The organism is Sphingomonas sp. P4_G3 (genome assembly GCF_056401105.1).
This window is the reverse complement of record NZ_JBFUJZ010000002.1, coordinates 400778-417395: the sequence shown is the minus strand read 5'-3', so window position 1 is coordinate 417395 and position 16618 is coordinate 400778. Positions and strand designations below refer to the sequence as shown.

Here is a 16618-nt window from a genome sequence, read left to right as displayed (position 1 = left end):
GTCTCCGGGCGGGTACCCCGCCTCTCCGGTCAGAACTGGTAGCGTGCTCCCAGCGACGCCTGCGCGCTCGTCTGGTCCTCTTGTCCCTTCTGGCTGAAGGTATAGGCGCCCACCGAGACGGTCGTGCCGAGGCGGCCAAAGCTGCGCGAGACCGACCCGGTCGCGCCCAAGCTGTAGATGCCCGGCGCAAGGCCGCTGTCGTAATAATTGGCGAACAGGTCGGCGTTGAACGACGTGTGCTCGCCGATCGAGGTCGAGTAGAAGAGCTGTGCGTAATAGCTCTCGTCGCTGGTGCCGATGATCACCACGCCCGGGCTGTTGGGCGCATAGAATTTGCGATTCGAATAACCCACGCCGAAGCCGAGCGTTGACGTGCCGCGAGTCAGCGTGGCCACCGCATCGACGCCGCGTGAGCGATAGGTCGCGGTCGACACCGACTGGAACACCGAATTCATGCACGCGCCCGCGGCGCCGCCGCCGGTCGTGCCGAAGGTGCATCCGGAGAATTGCTGAGCGAGCAAGTCGCGCGTCGCGGTGAACTGGGCGGGGAGCCCGCGCAAGCTGCGCTGCAACTGGCCGCCGAAGGTCTCGACCGTATCATAGACGCCGACCTGAACGCCGACGCTTCTGCTCGGGGCGTAGCTGAGCGAGCCGGTATAGCTCCACGACCCGTAACGGCGGCCGACATGCGCCTCGACCGCAGTGCGCGGGCTCGGACGCCAAATGACGCCGGCATCCCAATAGATGCCGTCGGTCTGATAGGCGATGCGGCGCGGCGAATTGGGATCGGTCACGAACCGCCCACGGCTGTCGGTGACCGGCACGCCGGCCGTGTCGAGCAACGGATCGCGTGCGCTCGAGGTCAGCTTTTCATAACCGACGCCGCCGACGACCGCGACATTGCCCGACAGCGGCATCACCGCGTCGACGCGGCCATAGAGATCGTCGAAGCGGTTGCCGAGCTGGCTCTGGTCGTCGCGCGTCCAGCCGCCGCTCGCGGTCAGGCCGACCGGGAGCACGGTGCCCGATTTGAAGCCGATCGAGGCGGTCGCTATCTGCGTCTTCGAATCATCGAAATAATCGAGCCGCGGGCTGCCCGGGGCGACCCCGGTCGGACCCGGCTCGGTCACCTTGGTATAAGCAAAGCGATAGGCAGCGTTGATAGCGACCGGCCCGCTGCCGGTAGTCAGCGTCGGGCCGATATAGCCCGAATAGACGTTGCTGACATTGTCGCGGTCGTTACCGAAGAACACCGGCGCAGCGCCGCGAATGTCGTTGCGCGAGCGCGTGGCGATGCCGCCCGCGTCCAGCGACAGGCCGCGCGCCACACGCACCTGTGCGTTGGCAAGACCGGTGACGACATCGGCGTCGCCGCTATTCTTGTCCCAGGCGAACTGATGCTCGTAGCGCGCCGACAGATTGACCGACACGCGCCGTGTTTCGACCGAGGCGTCGACCCCGGCCGCGGCCGAGCTATAGGTCAGCACATCGCCCGACTGGACGTCGGCGGTCAGCACCTGGCTGAGCTCGATATAGGGCGCGATAGTGACCTTGCGGCCCCTGCCCCCGCCGTCGCGGTCGTCCTGCGACGCTGCCGGCATTGCTGCCAGCAGCGTCGCAAGCGCGACCCCCGCGGAAATGCTGCGGATCATTGGCCCTCGTCCTCCTGGCCGTAATAACTGCCGAAACGAGCCCCCCCCGGGGCAAACGCAACGCTGTTCAACAAAAGCTGGATGTGCTCGCAGCCCTCAAGGCGCTGCACGGTGTCACGGATCTCGCCTTCCGTCGTCTTGTCGGCGCGGACCACGAGCATGACCTGGCCGACATGCAGCGCCAGCACCGAAGCGGGCGACGCCGACAAAGCAGGCGGAGAATCGAAGATCACCATCCGGTCCGGATCGGCAGCAAGCAGCCGCGCGATCAGATCGGGGGTGCGGCCGCTGGCGACCAGTTCGGTATCCGAAATGGTCTGGGTGCCGGCGGGCAGCAGGCTGAGATTGGGAATATCGGTGCCGACCACGCATTTCTCGATATCGATCGAGGGATCGTTCAGCGCGTCGAGCAGCCCCGGACCATCCTCGACGCCGAGCCGGCTCATGATCGCCGGCTGGGCGAAATCGGCATCGACCAGCAGCACGCGGGTATCGCGCTCCGCCGCCATCGAGATCGCCAGGTTGATCGCGCAATAGGTCTTGCCGTCGCCGGGCTTGGCCGAGCAGACCAGGATCGTCCGTGCCTTGTCGGGCTCATGCTTGTTGAGCTGGCGCGCGGTGAGCAGCAGATGGCGCTTGGCGAGGCGGAATTCCTCGGCCAACACGCCGATCGCCGCACCTGGGATGAGCAACTGGTTTTCCACAAGCAGATCGCGGTCGACTTTGGCCTGGCGGCCCGCCACGGGCAGAGCCGCTGGCGGTACTGGCGCCGGCCGAGCGACGGGGGCGACGGGCGCGTCCACATGAACCGCAACTGCTTTGGGCGCCTCGACGGGTTTCAGCGCTTCGGCAACAGGCGCGGCCGCAGGTACGGGCACGACCGGTTTGAGCACCGGCGGAGCCTGTAAATCGCTTTCCGGAATCGCGCGCGCGTTCAGCCGCGCCGAGAAGTCGTAGACTTCGGCTGCGCGCTCGAGCAGCGATCCCTTATTGGTGATGATCGGCTTGTTCATGCCGCGAGCCCCCGCATCAGCATTTCGACGCCGAGCAGACCGACGAACGCGACCGGCAATGCGGCCGCGGCGCCCGCGAACATGCGCAGCTTGCGTTTCCTGAATTCGACTTCGACCCTGGACACGCGCTCGCTGATCGACCCGATCACCGGCAGTCCGGTCGCCTTTTCGAGACGGCCGGCGGTGGCATAGGTCGCCTTGAGCTGAGACAGCGCGAACGCACCGCCGACGCCGGCGAAGATCGCCGCGAGCAGCACGCCGGTCAGCAACAGCGGCCGATTGGGCGCGGTCGGCGCACGCGGCGCCACCGGCGGATCGATGACCTTGAACTTGATCGAGTCGGTCTGCGCCTGCGCCTGCGCCCGGACGCGAACGTCCTCGCGGTCGCTCAGCAACTTGTCATATTGGTCCTTGAGCACCTGGTAATCGCGGTCGATCTGGCTCTGCTCGTTGGCCGCCGCGGGATCGCCGTTCAGCTTGCTGGTGATCGCGTCCATGTCGTGCTGCAGCTGCTGCTTGCGCGCCGACAGCGCCGCGACTTGCGACTGCTTGTCGACCTGCATCGACTTGAGCGAGAGATATTGCGGATTGGGCTGGCCATTGCCGGCGAAGCTGCCGACCGCCGGTTCGCGTGCCGCCGCGGCGCGCGCGGCGCCGAGCTGGCTGTTGAGCGCGATCACGTCGGGATGATTGTCCGTATAGCCCTTGGCCCGCGCATCGGCGAGCTGGCCCTCGATCGCGGCAAGGCGCGCGCGCGCTGGCCCGGCGCTGCCGGCACCGCCGACCCCCGGAATGCTCACGGCAGTTCCCGACATCTGGCCGTTGATCGACGCCAGGCTGGTCTGCGCGGCGGCGAGATCGCCATCGATTTGCGCCATCTGCGTGCGCGCCGCCGACATGCGATCCGACAGCGAACCGGTTCCTGGCAGCGACCCGAGATATTGCGTCTGGAACTGCGCGCGCTTGGCATCGGCATCGCCCAGGCGGCGCTGCAGATCCTCGACCTGGCTGTCGAGGAAACGCAACGTGGTCTGGGTGTCGCTGCGGGAGTCGGCCAGATTCTGGTCGACGAAGATCGAGATCAATTTCTGGTTGATCTGTGCGGCCAGCTTGGGGCTCGACGAGGTCACGCTGATCTCGAACAGATTGTTCTGTTGGGCGACGATCTTGACGGCCTGCTGCAGGCCGGCGACGCGGTCGGCGATCTCCTGCGGCGTCGAGACGGTGTTGGCCAGGTCGGTGCCCCGCACGACCTTTTCCAGATTGACTGCGCTGGTCAGCGTCTGGCGGATCGTATCGACATCGTTCTGCTGCTCGGCCGCGCTGATGCCGATCTTCGACGGCAGCACCTGGCCCATCTGGACGAACACGCGCGCTTTCGATTCGTAGCGATTGGGCATCTGGCTGACCGCCAGCCAGCCCAGAATCGCGACGATCCAGGCCGCCGCCAGAGCAATCCAGCGGCGGTTCCAGATCGCGTGGAGCGCGACGCGAAATTCGTCATAAAGGCCGTTCACGGTTTCAAGGCCTCCGTCAGAACATCGATTCGGGGATGATGATCACGTCGCCCGGCTCGAGCTTGACGTTTGCCGACGGGTCGCCGTCCTTGAGCAGCTTGCCGAGCTTGACGTTATACTGGCGCTGCTGGCCGGTATTGCGGTCCTGGCGCACCAGCCGCGCGCGGTTCCCCGCGGCATATTGGTTGAGCCCGCCGACCGCGATCATCGCGTCGAGCAGGGTCATGTTGGCGCGATACGGGATCGATGCCGGCTTTTCGGTCGCGCCGACGATGCGGATCGACTGGCTGTAGGTGCTCTGCGGGCTCTCGACGATGACCGAGACGATCGGGTCCTTGATATAGGTGCTCAGCGCGATCTTCATGTCGTCGGCGAGCATCGCCGGGGTCTTGCCGACCGCGGGCATGTCGTTGACCAGGGGCGTGGTGATGCGGCCATCGGGGCGCACCTGGACCTTCGCCGACAATTCGGGGTTGCGCCACACGAAGATGTTGAGCTGGTCCATCGGACCGATCACATATTCCTCGCTTGGCTGCTCGCGCGTTCCGACGAACGACGCGGGCGGCAATTGGGCACCGCCGCCGCCGGCACATCCCGTGAGCACGCTGGTGCTCGCACCGACGAGCATCAAGGCCTTGGAAAACTTCACGAAACTCATAATCAGCCTCCCGTCTGCGCACGGCTGGACCGGTGACGTCACTCCGGCACGCGCAGACTTCGGGCTTGGCTATGGGGTCGAGGGGGTAAAGATTGCGTTAGGAGTAATCGGTCACACCAGTATTTCCCCGGGTCTGGGGTGGCCCAGGAATTCCCAGGGACTGGCGGTAAGTCCATATGCTCCAGCCATGAAGATCGCGATGACGTCACCCGGACCGGCCCGCGGCAGTTCGACCTGGTCGGCGAGGCGATCGAGCGGGGTGCACAGCGGACCGACCACGCTCACTGTTTCGCGCGGCGCGTCGGCCGACGCCGTGGCGACGGCAAGGGGATAGTTGCGACGCACGACGGTGCCGAGATTACCGGTGGCGGCGAGTTGATGGTTGAGGCCGCCGTCGCACACCAGGAAGGTCTCGCCCCGACTTTCCTTGCGATCGATGATGCGGGTCAGATAGACGCCCGCTTCGCCCACCAGCCAGCGCCCGAGTTCGATCGCGAATCGCGTGTCGGGGAGCGCCTTTAGCCTGAGCGTCAGCGCGGCACCAATCGCTTCGATATCAAGCACCTGCTCGCCCGGGAAATAGGGAATGCCGAACCCGCCGCCGAGATTGACGAGTGGCGGCGTTGCCCCCGCTGCCTCGGCCAGCCGGGCTGCAAGGTCGAGCGTATGCGCCTGGCTGTCGATGATCGCCGCGGGATCGAGCGCCTGCGATCCCGCGAAGATGTGGAATCCGCGCCAATCGGCGCCGGCCTTCTGCAGTCGTTTCACCAGCGCCGGGACGCGTTCGGCATCGACCCCGAAGGGCGAGGCGCGCCCACCCATCCGCATCCCCGACCCACGCAACTCGAATTCGGGGTTTACGCGCACCGCGAGGCGCGGTGCCGCACCCCGCCGATCAGCGATAGCCAACGCACGATCGGCTTCGTTTTCGCTCTCCAGATTGATCGTGACCTCGGCTGCAATGGCGGCGTCGAGCTCGGCATCGGTTTTTCCCGGCCCGGCGAAGCTGACTGCTTTGCCAAGCGTGGCAACCCGCGCCAGCTCGCCTGCGGATGCGACGTCGAACCCGTCGACCAGCGGAACCATCGCGGCGAGCAACGGTGCGAAAGGATTGGCCTTAACCGCGTAATGGAGGTCGATGCCCGGAAAAGCTGCGCGGAACCGCGTGATCCGGCTTCGGATCACTGCTGAATCGTAGACGAATAGCGGCGAGGAGCTGAGCAACTCTTCCACCGACCGGCCGCCGATCGTCAGCGGAAGTGACTGAAATTCCAGAGGGATCGCGCCCATTGACTTCATGACGTCATCCCTCTCAGCCCGGCGCGATCGAGCTTGCCGTTGGCATTGCGCGGCAGCTCGGCCAGCCAGATGTAGCGCGCCGGTTGCATGAAATTGGGTAGATCGCGGCGCAGACGCTCCCGCAAGACCGTTTCGGCGGAGCCGTCACCCTTCGCCATCACCACGATCGTCTGGCCCTGGCGTTCGTCGGGCACGCCGATGGCGACGGCCTCGCTGGTCTCGCCACCGGCGGTGATCGCTTCCTCGATTTCGTTGGGGCTGATGCGGTTGCCGGCCGATTTGATCATCTCGTCATCGCGGCCGACGAAGCGCAGCAGCCCGTCGGCGTCGCGTACCGCCGTATCGCCCGACCATACCGCCATGCCGCCCGCTTGCGACCAAGCCGGTGCCGGACGGAAGCGCGCCGCGGTCCGTTCGGGATCCCGCCAATAACCTTGGGCGACGAGCGGGCCGGCGTGAACCAGCTCGCCCGGCTCACCGGAGGCAGCCTCGGTCCCGTCGGGCCGCACGATCATGATCTCGGCGAAGGGGATCGCTCGACCGATAGAATCCGGGTGGTCGGCGACCAAGGCGGGGTCGAGATAGGTCGAGCGGAAGGCTTCGGTCAGCCCGTACATCGGATAGATATCGGCCTGCGGGAAACGCTCGCGCAGTCCGCCGATCAGCCGCCGGGTCAGCGTTCCACCAGAATTCGTAATTCTTTTCAACGAGCTTGTGTCGATATCCTGAGGGTCGATATCAAGTAACTGCGCCCACAGTGGCGGCACGCCGGCCAACGTCGTGATCCGCTCGCGCTCTATCGCGCGGTAGACGTCGCGCGGCAGCAGATAGTCGAACGGCACGACACACGCCCCCGCTGCCCAGGTCGAGAAGAGTTGGTTCTGGCCGTAGTCGAAGCTGAGTGGCAGCACGCCGAGCACGCGGTCGGCGGGAGCGAGCGAGAGATAATGCGCAACGCTGATCGCGCCGAGCCACAAATTGGCGTGGCTGAGCATCACCCCCTTGGGCCGCCCGGTCGATCCCGAGGTGTAAAGCAGCGCCGCCAAGGCGTCCGGGTCGGCGTCCGAGGGCGGCAGGACCGGTCCGTCGAGCGGCGGATCGTCGGTCACGATCCTCGCACTCTCCGCATCGAGCGTCTCGGCGCGCGCCCTTTGCGTGATTAACAAGCGCGCGCCGCTATCGGCAAGAATATGCTGCACTTGTAAATGTTTGAGCTGTGGATTTACAGGAACATGGACGAAACCAGCACGCGCCGCCGCTAATGGCATCAGGCACGTGGTGCGCGTCTTGGGCAGCCAGGTCGCGACGCGATCACCCAGGGCCAGCCCCTGCCCCGCAAGCCATCCGGCCAGCATTCCAACCGCCGCTTCCAGGCCAGCGAAATCGAGCATGCCATCGCGCGTCGCCAGCGCCGGATCGCCAGCGCGCCCACGCAACGTCAGGTGATCGAGCGGCCGCGGCACTGGATCGAGTGGGATCATGGGACCTTGATAGCGAGGCGCGACGCTTCCCCCAAGACTGGACTACCCTCGCAGCTGAAGCTCAACTCCCAACATCACTCCGGCCTCGTGCCGGAGTCCGCCTTGCGACGACGGAAGCCGTGACCCGTTACGCGGCGGACGCGCCCGGCATGACGAACTGAATGTATCGTGCTGAGGCATCGGCTTAGCCACAACGGCGAAGCGCACCGCCCCGACACCCTTCCCAACGCGCTTCCCTATCGGTAACGCGCCGAAACGATGACCACGCACCACGCTCCGTCGACGGTCGGCCAGACCGTGCGCGCCGTTCTCAAGGATATCCTGGCGCTCGACGCCGATCGCGTCGCCGCGTTCGACGACGATACGGCGCTGTTCGGCGCCCTGCCCGAACTCGATTCGATGGCGGTCGCCGGCGTGCTGACCGAGATCGAGGATCGGCTGCACATCCTGATCGAGGATGACGAGGTGGATGGCGAGATGCTCGAAAGCTTCGGCGCGCTTCGCCGCTTTGCCGAGGCCAAGGTCGCGGCAAGGGATTCCGCATGATCGATCACTACGACTGGGCCGGTGGGCGCGAGGCGATGATGCGCTTCGGCCCCGCCACCGGCCCGGTCGTGGTCGCGGTGCTGCCGCTGTTCGAGGAAGCCAATCGCACGCGCACGTTCCTGAGCGGCGTGTTGCGCCGGCTTGCCGAGCGCCATATCGCAAGCGCACTCCCCGACCTTCCCGGTCAAGGCGAGAGCCTGGTGCCGACCGAAAATGCCATGCTCGCCGGCTGGCGCACCGCGCTGGCGTCCGCCGCAAGCGCTGCCGCGGGCGAGCGTCCTATTCATATTTTATCCTGTCGCGGCGGGGCGTTAGTCGATCATGACGTCAAGGCGGTATCGCGCTGGCAACTCGCGCCCGCCAAAGGCGAGGCGCTGGTCCGCGAGCTGCTCCGCACCAGCGCTGCCGCGGGCGAGCGGATCGAAATCGACCTCGGCAATTACAACGACGAGGGCAATCCGGTGACGATCGCCGGCAATGCATTGTCGCGCACGTTGCTCCGCGATCTCAACGCCGCCGATTGCGTGCGCGACGGCGCCGTCCGCGTCGTCCGGCTCGAGACCGACCCCGCTGTCGCCGATCGCAAGGTCGCCGGCGCACCGCTCTGGCGCCAGAGTGAACCAGGCGACGATCCCGCGCTCGCCGACGTGCTCGCGGACGATATCGCCGACTGGATCGCGCGATGCGCGAGCTGACCAATTTTCCCTGCGATGGCGACGCGCTGATCGGCACGCTCGATGACGCGCCGGGGACGACCGGCCTGTTGATCGTATCGGGCGGCAACGAACTGCGCTGCGGCGCGCATCGCGGCATGGCGCTGCTGGCCGCCGATCTCGCCGCCGCCAGCATTCCGGTGTTCCGCTTCGACCGGCGCGGGATCGGCGATTCGGACGGTACTAATCACGGCTATCAGGATAGCGGGCCGGACATCGCTGCCGCAGTTCGCGCTTTCCGCACGCTGGCACCGCAACTGACTCGCGTCGTCGGCTTCGGCAATTGCGATGCCGCCACCGCGCTCGCCTTGTTCCATCGCGGTGCCGGGATCGATGCGCTGGTGCTCGCCAACCCCTGGGTCGGCGACGAAGACGATTCTTTGCCCCCCGCCGCCGCCATCCGGTCGCATTATGCCGATCGCGTGCGCGATCCGCGCGCATGGCTTCGCGCCTTGTCGGGAGGGATCAATATAGGAAAAGCGATCAAGGGGTTACGCAAGGCTTCTTCCAAATCGAAAGAAGCTACAAATCCGATCGCCGCACGGATGGCGGTGGCGATGGTCGATACGCCACGCACCATCCTGCTCGCCCAGCGCGACAATACCGCGATCCGCTTCCAGCATGCGTGGCGCGAGTCGGATACGATCCGTCGCCGCGAAACCGACAGCCACAGTTTCGCGCGGCCGGGCGATGGCGACTGGCTGCGCGAGCAGATTCTGGTGGCGATCCGGAGCGCCTGACGCGGGAACGCCCCGCTCGCCTTCGCGTTTAGCCGTGACGTGACGGGAGCTACCGCATGTTTTCCAACCAAGATGTCGTCCGCGGAGCGCTGCAAGCTTATGTCGACAAGGACCGCGAGGCGATCGAGCAGTTGATCGCTGAAGACTTCCACTTCTCCAGCCCGCTCGACAACCGGATCGACCGCGACACCTATTTTCGCCTCTGCTGGCCCAACAGCGGCAACATGGAGGATTTCAAGATCGTGCGCATGGCGACCGACGGGGACGCGGTGTTCGTCACCTATATCGGCACGGTCAGCGGCAGGCGTTTCCGCAACACCGAAGTCCATACCGTACGCGACAGCAAGATCGTCGAGGTCGAGGTCTATTTCGGCTGGAACGTCCCCCATGACGTCGCCGAAGGCGAGCATGCCGACCCGAAGGCCGAGCCGGCAACCGCCTGACCTCACTCGGCCGCTTCGGCGACCTTCTCGAAATCCGCCTCTGCCAGGAACCGCTCGGCGTCGAGCGCGGCCATGCAGCCGGTCCCCGCGGCGGTGACCGCCTGGCGATAGACCTTGTCCATCACGTCGCCGCAAGCGAACACGCCGGGGACGCTGGTCCGCGTCGTGCCGGTTTCGACCTTAATATAATGGTCGGCGTCGAGTTCGAGATGTCCGCGGAACAATTCGGTCGCCGGATGATGCCCGATCGCGACAAACCCGCCCTCGACATCGAGCCGCGACAATTCGCCGGTCACCGTATCGCGCAATTCGAGCGCAACCAGCCCGGATGTGCCGCCGCCGTCGACGAAAGTCTCGACTTCCTTGTTCCACAACACCTTGATCCGCTCGTTGGCGAATAGCCGTTGCTGGAGAATTTTCTCCGCCCGAAAAGAATCGCGGCGGTGGATCAAGGTCACGTCGGGCGAGTGGTTGGTCAGGTAGAGCGCTTCCTCGACCGCGGTGTTGCCGCCGCCGATCACCGCGACCTTCTTGCCGCGATAGAAGAAGCCGTCGCACGTGGCGCAGGCGCTGACCCCCTTGCCCTTCAACGCTTCTTCACTGTCGAGCCCAAGCCATTTGGCCTGCGCGCCGGTCGCGATCACCAGCACATCGCCGACATAGACATCGCCGCTATCGCCGATCAGTCGGAACGGGCGCCGGGTCAGGTCGACCTCGACGATCGTGTCCCACATCATCCGCGTGCCGACATGCTCGGCCTGCGCCTGCATCTCCTGCATCAGCCAGGGGCCCTGGATCACCTCGCGAAAGCCGGGATAATTCTCGACATCGGTGGTGGTGGTCAACTGGCCGCCAGGCTGGATGCCCTGGACGACGATCGGCTCCATCCCGGCGCGCGCGCCATAGATCGCGGCAGACAGGCCGGCCGGGCCCGAGCCGAGGATGAGCATGCGAGTGGTATGCGTAGTCATGCGGGACGTCCTAAGGGCGAAGGGCCCTTTCGCGCAAACATGGGTTGAGATTTATCCACAACAAGCTGCGTGGAGACGGAGAAAAGCTTGCACCTGCCCAAGTGCGGCAGGATGCTGGGCCGATCAATTTGCGAGCAAGGAATGCGATGGTGCGACGTCTCGGATCGCCGATTCTCTGTGCGCTGACCCTGACCAGCCTCGCTTGTAGCGCGCAGAGTATATCGCAGTCGGACAAACAGCCCGCCCCCGCCAAGAGCGTGCCGCCGGTGCGCACCATCGGAGTCTGGCAACCCGCGGCAGGGCAGACCCAGTTGCCGATTTGGCCCGGCAGCCCGCCCGACGGCACGCTCCGGCCACAGCCGCCCGAAAGCGTGAATACCTACAAGGAATCGCCCGAATTCGGCGGCAAGTCCGAAGCGGTGCTCGACATCGCGATCCCGACGATGACGATCATCCCGCCCAAAGGACGCAGCAACGGCACCGCCGTCATCGTCTTCCCCGGCGGCGGGTTTCAGATGGTGTTCGTCACGCTCGAGGGCACCGAGATCTGCGACTGGCTGGTCACCAAAGGCATCACCTGCATCGTCTCGAAATATCGCGCGCCCGGTGGCAATGAATATTGGGACGACGGGCTTCAACGTCACATCACGCCCAAGATCATGCGCGCGTTGCAGGACGCGCAGCGGACGATCCGGCTGGTTCGCTCCAAGGCGAAAGAGCTGCACATCGACCCCAACAAGATCGGCGTGATGGGCTTTTCGGCGGGCGGCTATCTGGTCGCGCAGACCAGCAATATTCTGACGCCCGCGTACAAGCCGGTCGATGCGATCGATCGCATCAGCAGCCGGCCCGACTTCGCCGTCGCACTCTATCCCGGCCATATCTGCCGCGACGGCAAGTTCGACCGCACGCTGCCGACCATCAAGAATGCGCCACCGACCTTTATCGCCCAGGCCTGGAACGACCCGATCGACCCGATCTGCAACAGCTTGATGTACGCCGCCGCGCTCGACAAAGCCGGCGTGTCGACCGAAATGCACCTGTTCGCCAAAGGCGGACACGCTTTCGGACTGCGTAAGAAGAATGAGCCAGTCGGCGTCTGGCCGCAACTAGTCGAACGCTGGATGACGCAGATCGGGATGCTCTAGGCGAGCATCCAACCCGTACTTTCACCCCGGCCTTGTGCCGGGGTCTACCGTCCCCCAAGCTGACGCGCCAGCGGCTCCGTGGATGCCGGCACAAGGCCGGCATGACGGAGGTAGCTTCACGGAATCTCGAACAGCCCCGCCGCGCCCATGCCGCCGGCGGTGCACATCGACACGACGACATATTTCACGCCGCGCTTACGCCCCTCGATCAGGGCATGGCCGGTCAGGCGCGACCCCGTCATCCCGAACGGATGCCCGACCGCGATGGCGCCGCCATTGACGTTGAGCTTGTCGGGATCGATCCCCAGCGTGTCGCGGCAATAGAGGCATTGCGACGCGAACGCCTCGTTGATCTCCCACAGGCCGATATCCTCGATCCTGAGCCCCGCGCGCTTCAACAGCTTGGGGATTGCGAAGACGGGGCCGATGCCCATTTCGTCGGGCTCGCACCCCGCGACCTGGAAGCCGCGATAGATGCCGAGAATGTCCTTGCCTTCGGCCTCGGCCGCCTGGCGCTCCATCAGGATCTGCGCCGCCGCGCCATCCGAGAGCTGCGAGGCATTGCCGGCAGTAATGTACTTGCCTTCCTTGATCACCATGCCGTCCTTGAACACGGTGCGCAGGCCCGACAGGATTTCCGCCGTCGTGCCGCCGCGAATGCCCTCGTCCTGCGTCACCGTGACCTGTTCGGTGCCGGTCTGGTTGCCTTCCTTGTCGAAGGTGGCCTTTTCGACCGTGATCGGCACGATCTCTTCGGCGAACGCGCCTTTCTGCAGGCCATCATAGGCACGCTGCTGGCTCATCGCGCCGAACTCGTCCTGCGCCTGGCGAGAGATGCCATAACGTTCGGCAACGACCTCGGCGGTCTCGATCATCGGCATATAAGCGTAGGGCTTCTTCGCGATCACCGATTGGTTCTGATACGGCTTGCCGGCCTGTTTGGCGGTCAAGGTGATCGATTCCATCCCGCCGGCAAGCGCGACATCGAGTTCGTCGCACATGATCCCACGCGCGGCGAGGGCGATCGCGGTCAGGCCCGATCCGCATTTGCGATCGAGCGTGAAGGCGGGAATGCTGGTCGGCAGGCCGGCGGCGAAGACCGTGTTGCGCGCGACGTTATAGCCCTGCGTCCCCCATTCGTTGCCAGCGCCGTAAAATACGTCATCGATCCGCGCCGGGTCGATCCCGGCACGCTCGACCACGGCGTTCATCACGTGCGCGCCGATCACCGGCGCCTCGGTGATGTTGAAATAGCCACGATTGGCCTTGCCGATGCCGGTGCGGGCGGTGGAGACGATGACGGCTTCGCGCATGGGCTACCCTCTCATTTATCGAATATCGGGTATGGCGCTTAATCTCGCCGCGCGCGAAAAGCGAGAGGGCTGGCGCACGCCCCTCACCTGCGCCAGAACGCCGCCATGAATATTATCCCGCTTGCCGCACGCTCCTTGCTGTTCGCCCCGGGCGATTCGCCCCGCAAGCTTGAGAAAGCCGGTCTGAGCGCCGCCGACCTGGTGATTATCGACCTGGAGGACGCGGTCGCCGAAAGCGCCAAGCCCGATGCGCGCAAGGCAGTCGCCAGCCACCTCAAGACGACGCATCGCCGCCAACCGCATTGGGTACGGATCAATCCGCTCGATACGCCCCACGCGCTGCCCGATCTCGCCGCGATCGTGCCCGCCCGTCCCGACGGCATTGTCTTACCCAAGGCGACGCGCGCCGACGCCGAGCGGCTGAACAATTATCTGTCGGCGCTGGAGACCGCCGCCGGCCTTCCGCTCGGCGATATTCCGGTGTTCGTGCTCGCGACCGAGACCGCGGCGGGCGTGTTTGACGTCGGCAATTACGCCGGTTGTCCGCGCCTTGCCGCATTGAGTTGGGGCGCGGAGGACAGCGCCACGGCCCTCGGCGCAACCAGCAATCGTGACGACAATGGCGATTACGACTTTCCTTATCAGCTATTCCGCGCGCTCTGCCTGACCGGCGCCGCCGCCGCCTCGGTCAGCGCGATCGAGACGATCCATGGCGATTTCCGCGATGCCGAAGGACTCGACAAGATGGCCCGCCGCGCGCGCCGCGCCGGCTTTCGCGGCATGCTCGCGATCCACCCCGACCAGGTCCCGGTGATCAACGCTGCCTTCACCCCTTCGCCCGACGAAATCGCCCATGCGGAGAAAGTCCTGGCCGCATTCGATGCCAATCCCGGCGCCGGCACGGTGGGCCTCGACGGTGCGATGCTCGACATGCCGCATCTGAAGCGCGCGCAAGCGTTGCTGGCGATGAAGCGATAGCGCAACTCGGTCTTGATCCGCCGCTAGGGAGGATAGAAAGGGGCCTAGTTCGCGCCCTTCCCCGTCCACTTGCCCATCCAGCCAAGCACCTCGCGATACCATTGGCGACTTTCCTTGGGGTTGAGCACCCAATGGCTGCCGCCCGGGAAGACGATCAGGCGCGACGGGATGTCGCGGCGCTGGAGCGCGGTGAAGGCGGCGATACCCTGGGTATAGGGAATGCGGTAATCGCCCTCGCTAGTGATTACGAGTTGCGGCGTCTTCCACTTGTCGACCAAATTGACCGGGTTCCATTTCTCGAACGCGGCCGGATCCTCGTAATAAGGATGCCCGCCATGCTCCCATTCGTCGAACCATAGCTCCTCGGTTTCATACGCCATGGCGCGGGCGTCGAACACGCCGTCATGCTGGACGATGCACTTGAAGCGATCCGGCCAATTGCCCTCGATCCAGTTCATCATATAGCCGCCATAGGACGCGCCAAGCGCGCAGGCATTGTTGCCGTCGAGCCAGGTGAACTTGGTCGTCGCAGCGTCGAGGCCTTTCTTCAGGTCCTCGAGCGGCCAGCCACCCCAATTGTTGCGGATCGCGTCGCTGAAGCCCTGGCCGTACCCGGTCGACCCATGGAAATCGACCGCGACCAGGCCATAACCCGCCCCGGCGAACAAAGCGGGGTTCCAGCGATACGACCAGCTGTTGTTGCTCGATCCCTGCGGCCCACCATGGACCATGAAGGCGATCGGCGCCTTGGCGCCCGTAGCGAGCCCGGCTGGCTTGACCGCATAGCCCCACACCTTGTCGTTATTGGCGCCGGTGAAGCTGAAGCGCGTGACCGTCGGCATGTCGATCCCGGCGAACTTGTCGGCATTGACGCTGGTCAGCCGGGCGCTCTTCTTGCCCGCCAGCCAGTAGAAATCGTCGGGCGCGGTCAGCGAGTTCATCGCATAGACCAAGCCCTTGGCGGTCGGCACCACCGCGGAGACCGACCCTTCCTGGGTCAGCCGAGTCGGCTTGCCCGACTTGAGGTCGACCGCGAAGATCGGCACTTCCTGCGTATCCTCGGCAGTGACGTAGACCGTCTTGCTGTCCTCGCTCCACGCGATCGAGCCGACCGAGCGGTCCCAACCTTCGGTCAGCGCCCTCACCTGGCCGCTTGCGAGGTCGCGCACCATCAACACTTGGCGGTCGGCTTCGTAACCGGGGCGTTTCATAGCGAACCAGGCGAGGTATTTGCCGTCGGGCGACGCGGTGGGCAGATTGTCCATGCCGTCATTGGCATCGGTAAGGTTGGTCGGCGCGGCTGACCCGTCGGCGGGCGCCGCGAAGATGTCGAGATTGGTCGATAGCGGTTCGATCCGACCCGCCTCACGCAGCGCGAAGAACACCGTCTTGCCGTCGGCCGACCACGACACTTCCTCGCCACCGCCGAACGGCTTGGATGGGGAGTCGCCGACCAGCGCGCCTTCGATCGCCTTGCCGTAGCCGGCGGCCTTGCCGTTCGCCATCGGCAGCACGAACAGCTGCGATCGCGTCCCATCGGACCAGCTTGCCCAATGGCGGATGAACATCTGGTCGAAGGTGCGGCCGCTGCCGGCGTCGTCGCGCTTCTTGATCATCGCCGGCTCGCTTGACGGCGCGCCGGGCAGGCGATCGGCCCAGATCAGCATTTTGTCCTCGGTCGGCGCGACCTTGAACCCACCGATCCCGCCCTTGAGGTCGGTGACCTGGGTCGGGGCGCCGCCGGTGACGGCGATCGCCCAGACATTGTCCTCGCCGCCCTTGTCCGACTGGAACCAGATGGTCTTGCCGTCATGCGAGAATTGCGGGCTGGTCTCGTTGACCGCCCATTCGCCGATCAGCTTTTCGGGTTTGGCGCCCTTGGTGGTCAGGTCGAGCCGCCACAGATCGTAGCGGCCCTTGTCGCCCGCCAGATCGGTCTCACGCTGCTGCCAGACCAACCAATGCCCGTCGGGCGACACGGCCGGCGACGAGACGCGGCTGAGCATCGTCACATCCTCGATGGTCAGTTGGCGCGCGGTAGCAGGAAAGGCGAATGAAACGAGCGCGACGCTCGCGAGGAGGAGCTTCTTCATGCAGCGAGATAGAGCAGAAGGTGGTTGCCCGAGCAACTACCCGTCGCACCGAA

General features: G+C 65.3%; 15 protein-coding genes. 6 read left to right on the top strand and 9 right to left on the bottom strand.

What is annotated here, in order from left to right:
- Positions 1-29: 29 nt before the first annotated feature.
- From AC1DQQ_RS07530 to AC1DQQ_RS07505, 6 genes are all read right to left on the bottom strand, one after another.
- Positions 30-1652, bottom strand: coding sequence for a hypothetical protein (locus AC1DQQ_RS07530; RefSeq protein ID WP_478044747.1), 1623 nt, complete (start codon positions 1650-1652; stop codon positions 30-32).
- Positions 1649-2665 (bottom strand): AAA family ATPase, encoded by a 1017-nt coding sequence (locus tag AC1DQQ_RS07525; RefSeq protein WP_478044746.1) that lies wholly within the window; start codon positions 2663-2665, stop codon positions 1649-1651. The genes AC1DQQ_RS07530 and AC1DQQ_RS07525 overlap by 4 nt, the downstream gene beginning before the upstream one ends.
- Positions 2662-4182 (bottom strand): XrtA system polysaccharide chain length determinant, encoded by a 1521-nt coding sequence (locus AC1DQQ_RS07520; RefSeq protein WP_478044745.1) that lies wholly within the window; start codon positions 4180-4182, stop codon positions 2662-2664. The genes AC1DQQ_RS07525 and AC1DQQ_RS07520 overlap by 4 nt, the downstream gene beginning before the upstream one ends.
- 16 nt (positions 4183-4198) lie before the next feature.
- Entirely contained in the window at positions 4199-4840 is a 642-nt protein-coding gene (locus AC1DQQ_RS07515) for an XrtA/PEP-CTERM system exopolysaccharide export protein (RefSeq protein ID WP_478044744.1), read from the bottom strand.
- Between the two features lie 111 nt (positions 4841-4951).
- A complete protein-coding gene (locus tag AC1DQQ_RS07510; RefSeq protein ID WP_478044743.1) occupies positions 4952-6139 on the bottom strand; it encodes a pyridoxal-dependent decarboxylase, exosortase A system-associated in 1188 nt (395 codons plus the stop codon).
- Positions 6136-7620, bottom strand: coding sequence for an acyl-CoA ligase (AMP-forming), exosortase A system-associated (locus tag AC1DQQ_RS07505; RefSeq protein WP_478044742.1), 1485 nt, complete (start codon positions 7618-7620; stop codon positions 6136-6138). Before AC1DQQ_RS07505 ends, AC1DQQ_RS07510 begins: the two co-directional genes overlap by 4 nt.
- A gap of 258 nt (positions 7621-7878) precedes the next feature.
- Between AC1DQQ_RS07505 and AC1DQQ_RS07500 the strand changes: the two genes are divergently transcribed.
- From AC1DQQ_RS07500 to AC1DQQ_RS07485, 4 genes are read left to right on the top strand one after another with little or no spacing between them, the layout of a single operon-like run.
- Positions 7879-8166: an acyl carrier protein gene (locus AC1DQQ_RS07500; protein WP_478041661.1), complete on the top strand. Its 288-nt coding sequence runs from the start codon at positions 7879-7881 to the stop codon at positions 8164-8166.
- Positions 8163-8861 (top strand): hypothetical protein, encoded by a 699-nt coding sequence (locus AC1DQQ_RS07495; protein ID WP_478029153.1) that lies wholly within the window; start codon positions 8163-8165, stop codon positions 8859-8861. The genes AC1DQQ_RS07500 and AC1DQQ_RS07495 overlap by 4 nt, the downstream gene beginning before the upstream one ends.
- On the top strand, positions 8849-9619 hold the full coding sequence (locus AC1DQQ_RS07490) for a hydrolase 1, exosortase A system-associated (protein ID WP_478041664.1): 771 nt from the start codon (positions 8849-8851) through the stop codon (positions 9617-9619). Before AC1DQQ_RS07495 ends, AC1DQQ_RS07490 begins: the two co-directional genes overlap by 13 nt.
- A gap of 56 nt (positions 9620-9675) precedes the next feature.
- Positions 9676-10062 (top strand): nuclear transport factor 2 family protein, encoded by a 387-nt coding sequence (locus tag AC1DQQ_RS07485; RefSeq protein ID WP_478029155.1) that lies wholly within the window; start codon positions 9676-9678, stop codon positions 10060-10062.
- 2 nt (positions 10063-10064) lie between these two features.
- Here AC1DQQ_RS07485 and trxB read toward each other — a convergent pair whose 3' ends face one another.
- A complete protein-coding gene (trxB, locus tag AC1DQQ_RS07480; protein WP_478029156.1) occupies positions 10065-11033 on the bottom strand; it encodes a thioredoxin-disulfide reductase in 969 nt (322 codons plus the stop codon).
- Between the two features lie 146 nt (positions 11034-11179).
- On the opposite strand from trxB, the gene AC1DQQ_RS07475 reads away from it, so the two are divergent.
- Positions 11180-12181, top strand: coding sequence for an alpha/beta hydrolase (locus AC1DQQ_RS07475; RefSeq protein ID WP_478044741.1), 1002 nt, complete (start codon positions 11180-11182; stop codon positions 12179-12181).
- Between the two features lie 116 nt (positions 12182-12297).
- On the opposite strand, the gene AC1DQQ_RS07470 is transcribed toward AC1DQQ_RS07475, so the two are convergent.
- Positions 12298-13494 carry an acetyl-CoA C-acyltransferase gene (locus tag AC1DQQ_RS07470; RefSeq protein WP_478029158.1) on the bottom strand — a complete coding sequence of 399 codons (1197 nt, stop codon included), beginning with the start codon at positions 13492-13494 and terminating at the stop codon, positions 12298-12300.
- A 105-nt stretch (positions 13495-13599) separates the two neighbouring features.
- Between AC1DQQ_RS07470 and AC1DQQ_RS07465 the strand changes: the two genes are divergently transcribed.
- Positions 13600-14472 (top strand): HpcH/HpaI aldolase/citrate lyase family protein, encoded by an 873-nt coding sequence (locus AC1DQQ_RS07465; protein WP_478044740.1) that lies wholly within the window; start codon positions 13600-13602, stop codon positions 14470-14472.
- A gap of 44 nt (positions 14473-14516) precedes the next feature.
- On the opposite strand, the gene AC1DQQ_RS07460 is transcribed toward AC1DQQ_RS07465, so the two are convergent.
- Positions 14517-16565 carry a S9 family peptidase gene (locus AC1DQQ_RS07460; protein ID WP_478044739.1) on the bottom strand — a complete coding sequence of 683 codons (2049 nt, stop codon included), beginning with the start codon at positions 16563-16565 and terminating at the stop codon, positions 14517-14519.
- Positions 16566-16618 lie beyond the last annotated feature (53 nt).

Excerpts from the sequence above, each read along its gene's own strand:
- AC1DQQ_RS07465 (WP_478044740.1), top strand. The coding sequence starts at position 13,600 with ATGAATATTATCCCGCTTGCCGCACGCTCCTTGCTGTTCGCCCCGGGC.
- AC1DQQ_RS07500 (WP_478041661.1), top strand. The coding sequence starts at position 7,879 with ATGACCACGCACCACGCTCCGTCGACGGTCGGCCAGACCGTGCGCGCC.
- AC1DQQ_RS07475 (WP_478044741.1), top strand. The coding sequence starts at position 11,180 with ATGGTGCGACGTCTCGGATCGCCGATTCTCTGTGCGCTGACCCTGACC.
- trxB (WP_478029156.1), bottom strand. The coding sequence starts at position 11,033 with ATGACTACGCATACCACTCGCATGCTCATCCTCGGCTCGGGCCCGGCC.
- AC1DQQ_RS07530 (WP_478044747.1), bottom strand. The coding sequence starts at position 1,652 with ATGATCCGCAGCATTTCCGCGGGGGTCGCGCTTGCGACGCTGCTGGCA.
- AC1DQQ_RS07515 (WP_478044744.1), bottom strand. The coding sequence starts at position 4,840 with ATGAGTTTCGTGAAGTTTTCCAAGGCCTTGATGCTCGTCGGTGCGAGC.
- AC1DQQ_RS07525 (WP_478044746.1), bottom strand. The coding sequence starts at position 2,665 with ATGAACAAGCCGATCATCACCAATAAGGGATCGCTGCTCGAGCGCGCA.
- AC1DQQ_RS07505 (WP_478044742.1), bottom strand. The coding sequence starts at position 7,620 with ATGATCCCACTCGATCCAGTGCCGCGGCCGCTCGATCACCTGACGTTG.
- AC1DQQ_RS07490 (WP_478041664.1), top strand. The coding sequence starts at position 8,849 with ATGCGCGAGCTGACCAATTTTCCCTGCGATGGCGACGCGCTGATCGGC.
- AC1DQQ_RS07485 (WP_478029155.1), top strand. The coding sequence starts at position 9,676 with ATGTTTTCCAACCAAGATGTCGTCCGCGGAGCGCTGCAAGCTTATGTC.
- AC1DQQ_RS07510 (WP_478044743.1), bottom strand. The coding sequence starts at position 6,139 with ATGAAGTCAATGGGCGCGATCCCTCTGGAATTTCAGTCACTTCCGCTG.
- AC1DQQ_RS07470 (WP_478029158.1), bottom strand. The coding sequence starts at position 13,494 with ATGCGCGAAGCCGTCATCGTCTCCACCGCCCGCACCGGCATCGGCAAG.
- AC1DQQ_RS07495 (WP_478029153.1), top strand. The coding sequence starts at position 8,163 with ATGATCGATCACTACGACTGGGCCGGTGGGCGCGAGGCGATGATGCGC.
- AC1DQQ_RS07460 (WP_478044739.1), bottom strand. The coding sequence starts at position 16,565 with ATGAAGAAGCTCCTCCTCGCGAGCGTCGCGCTCGTTTCATTCGCCTTT.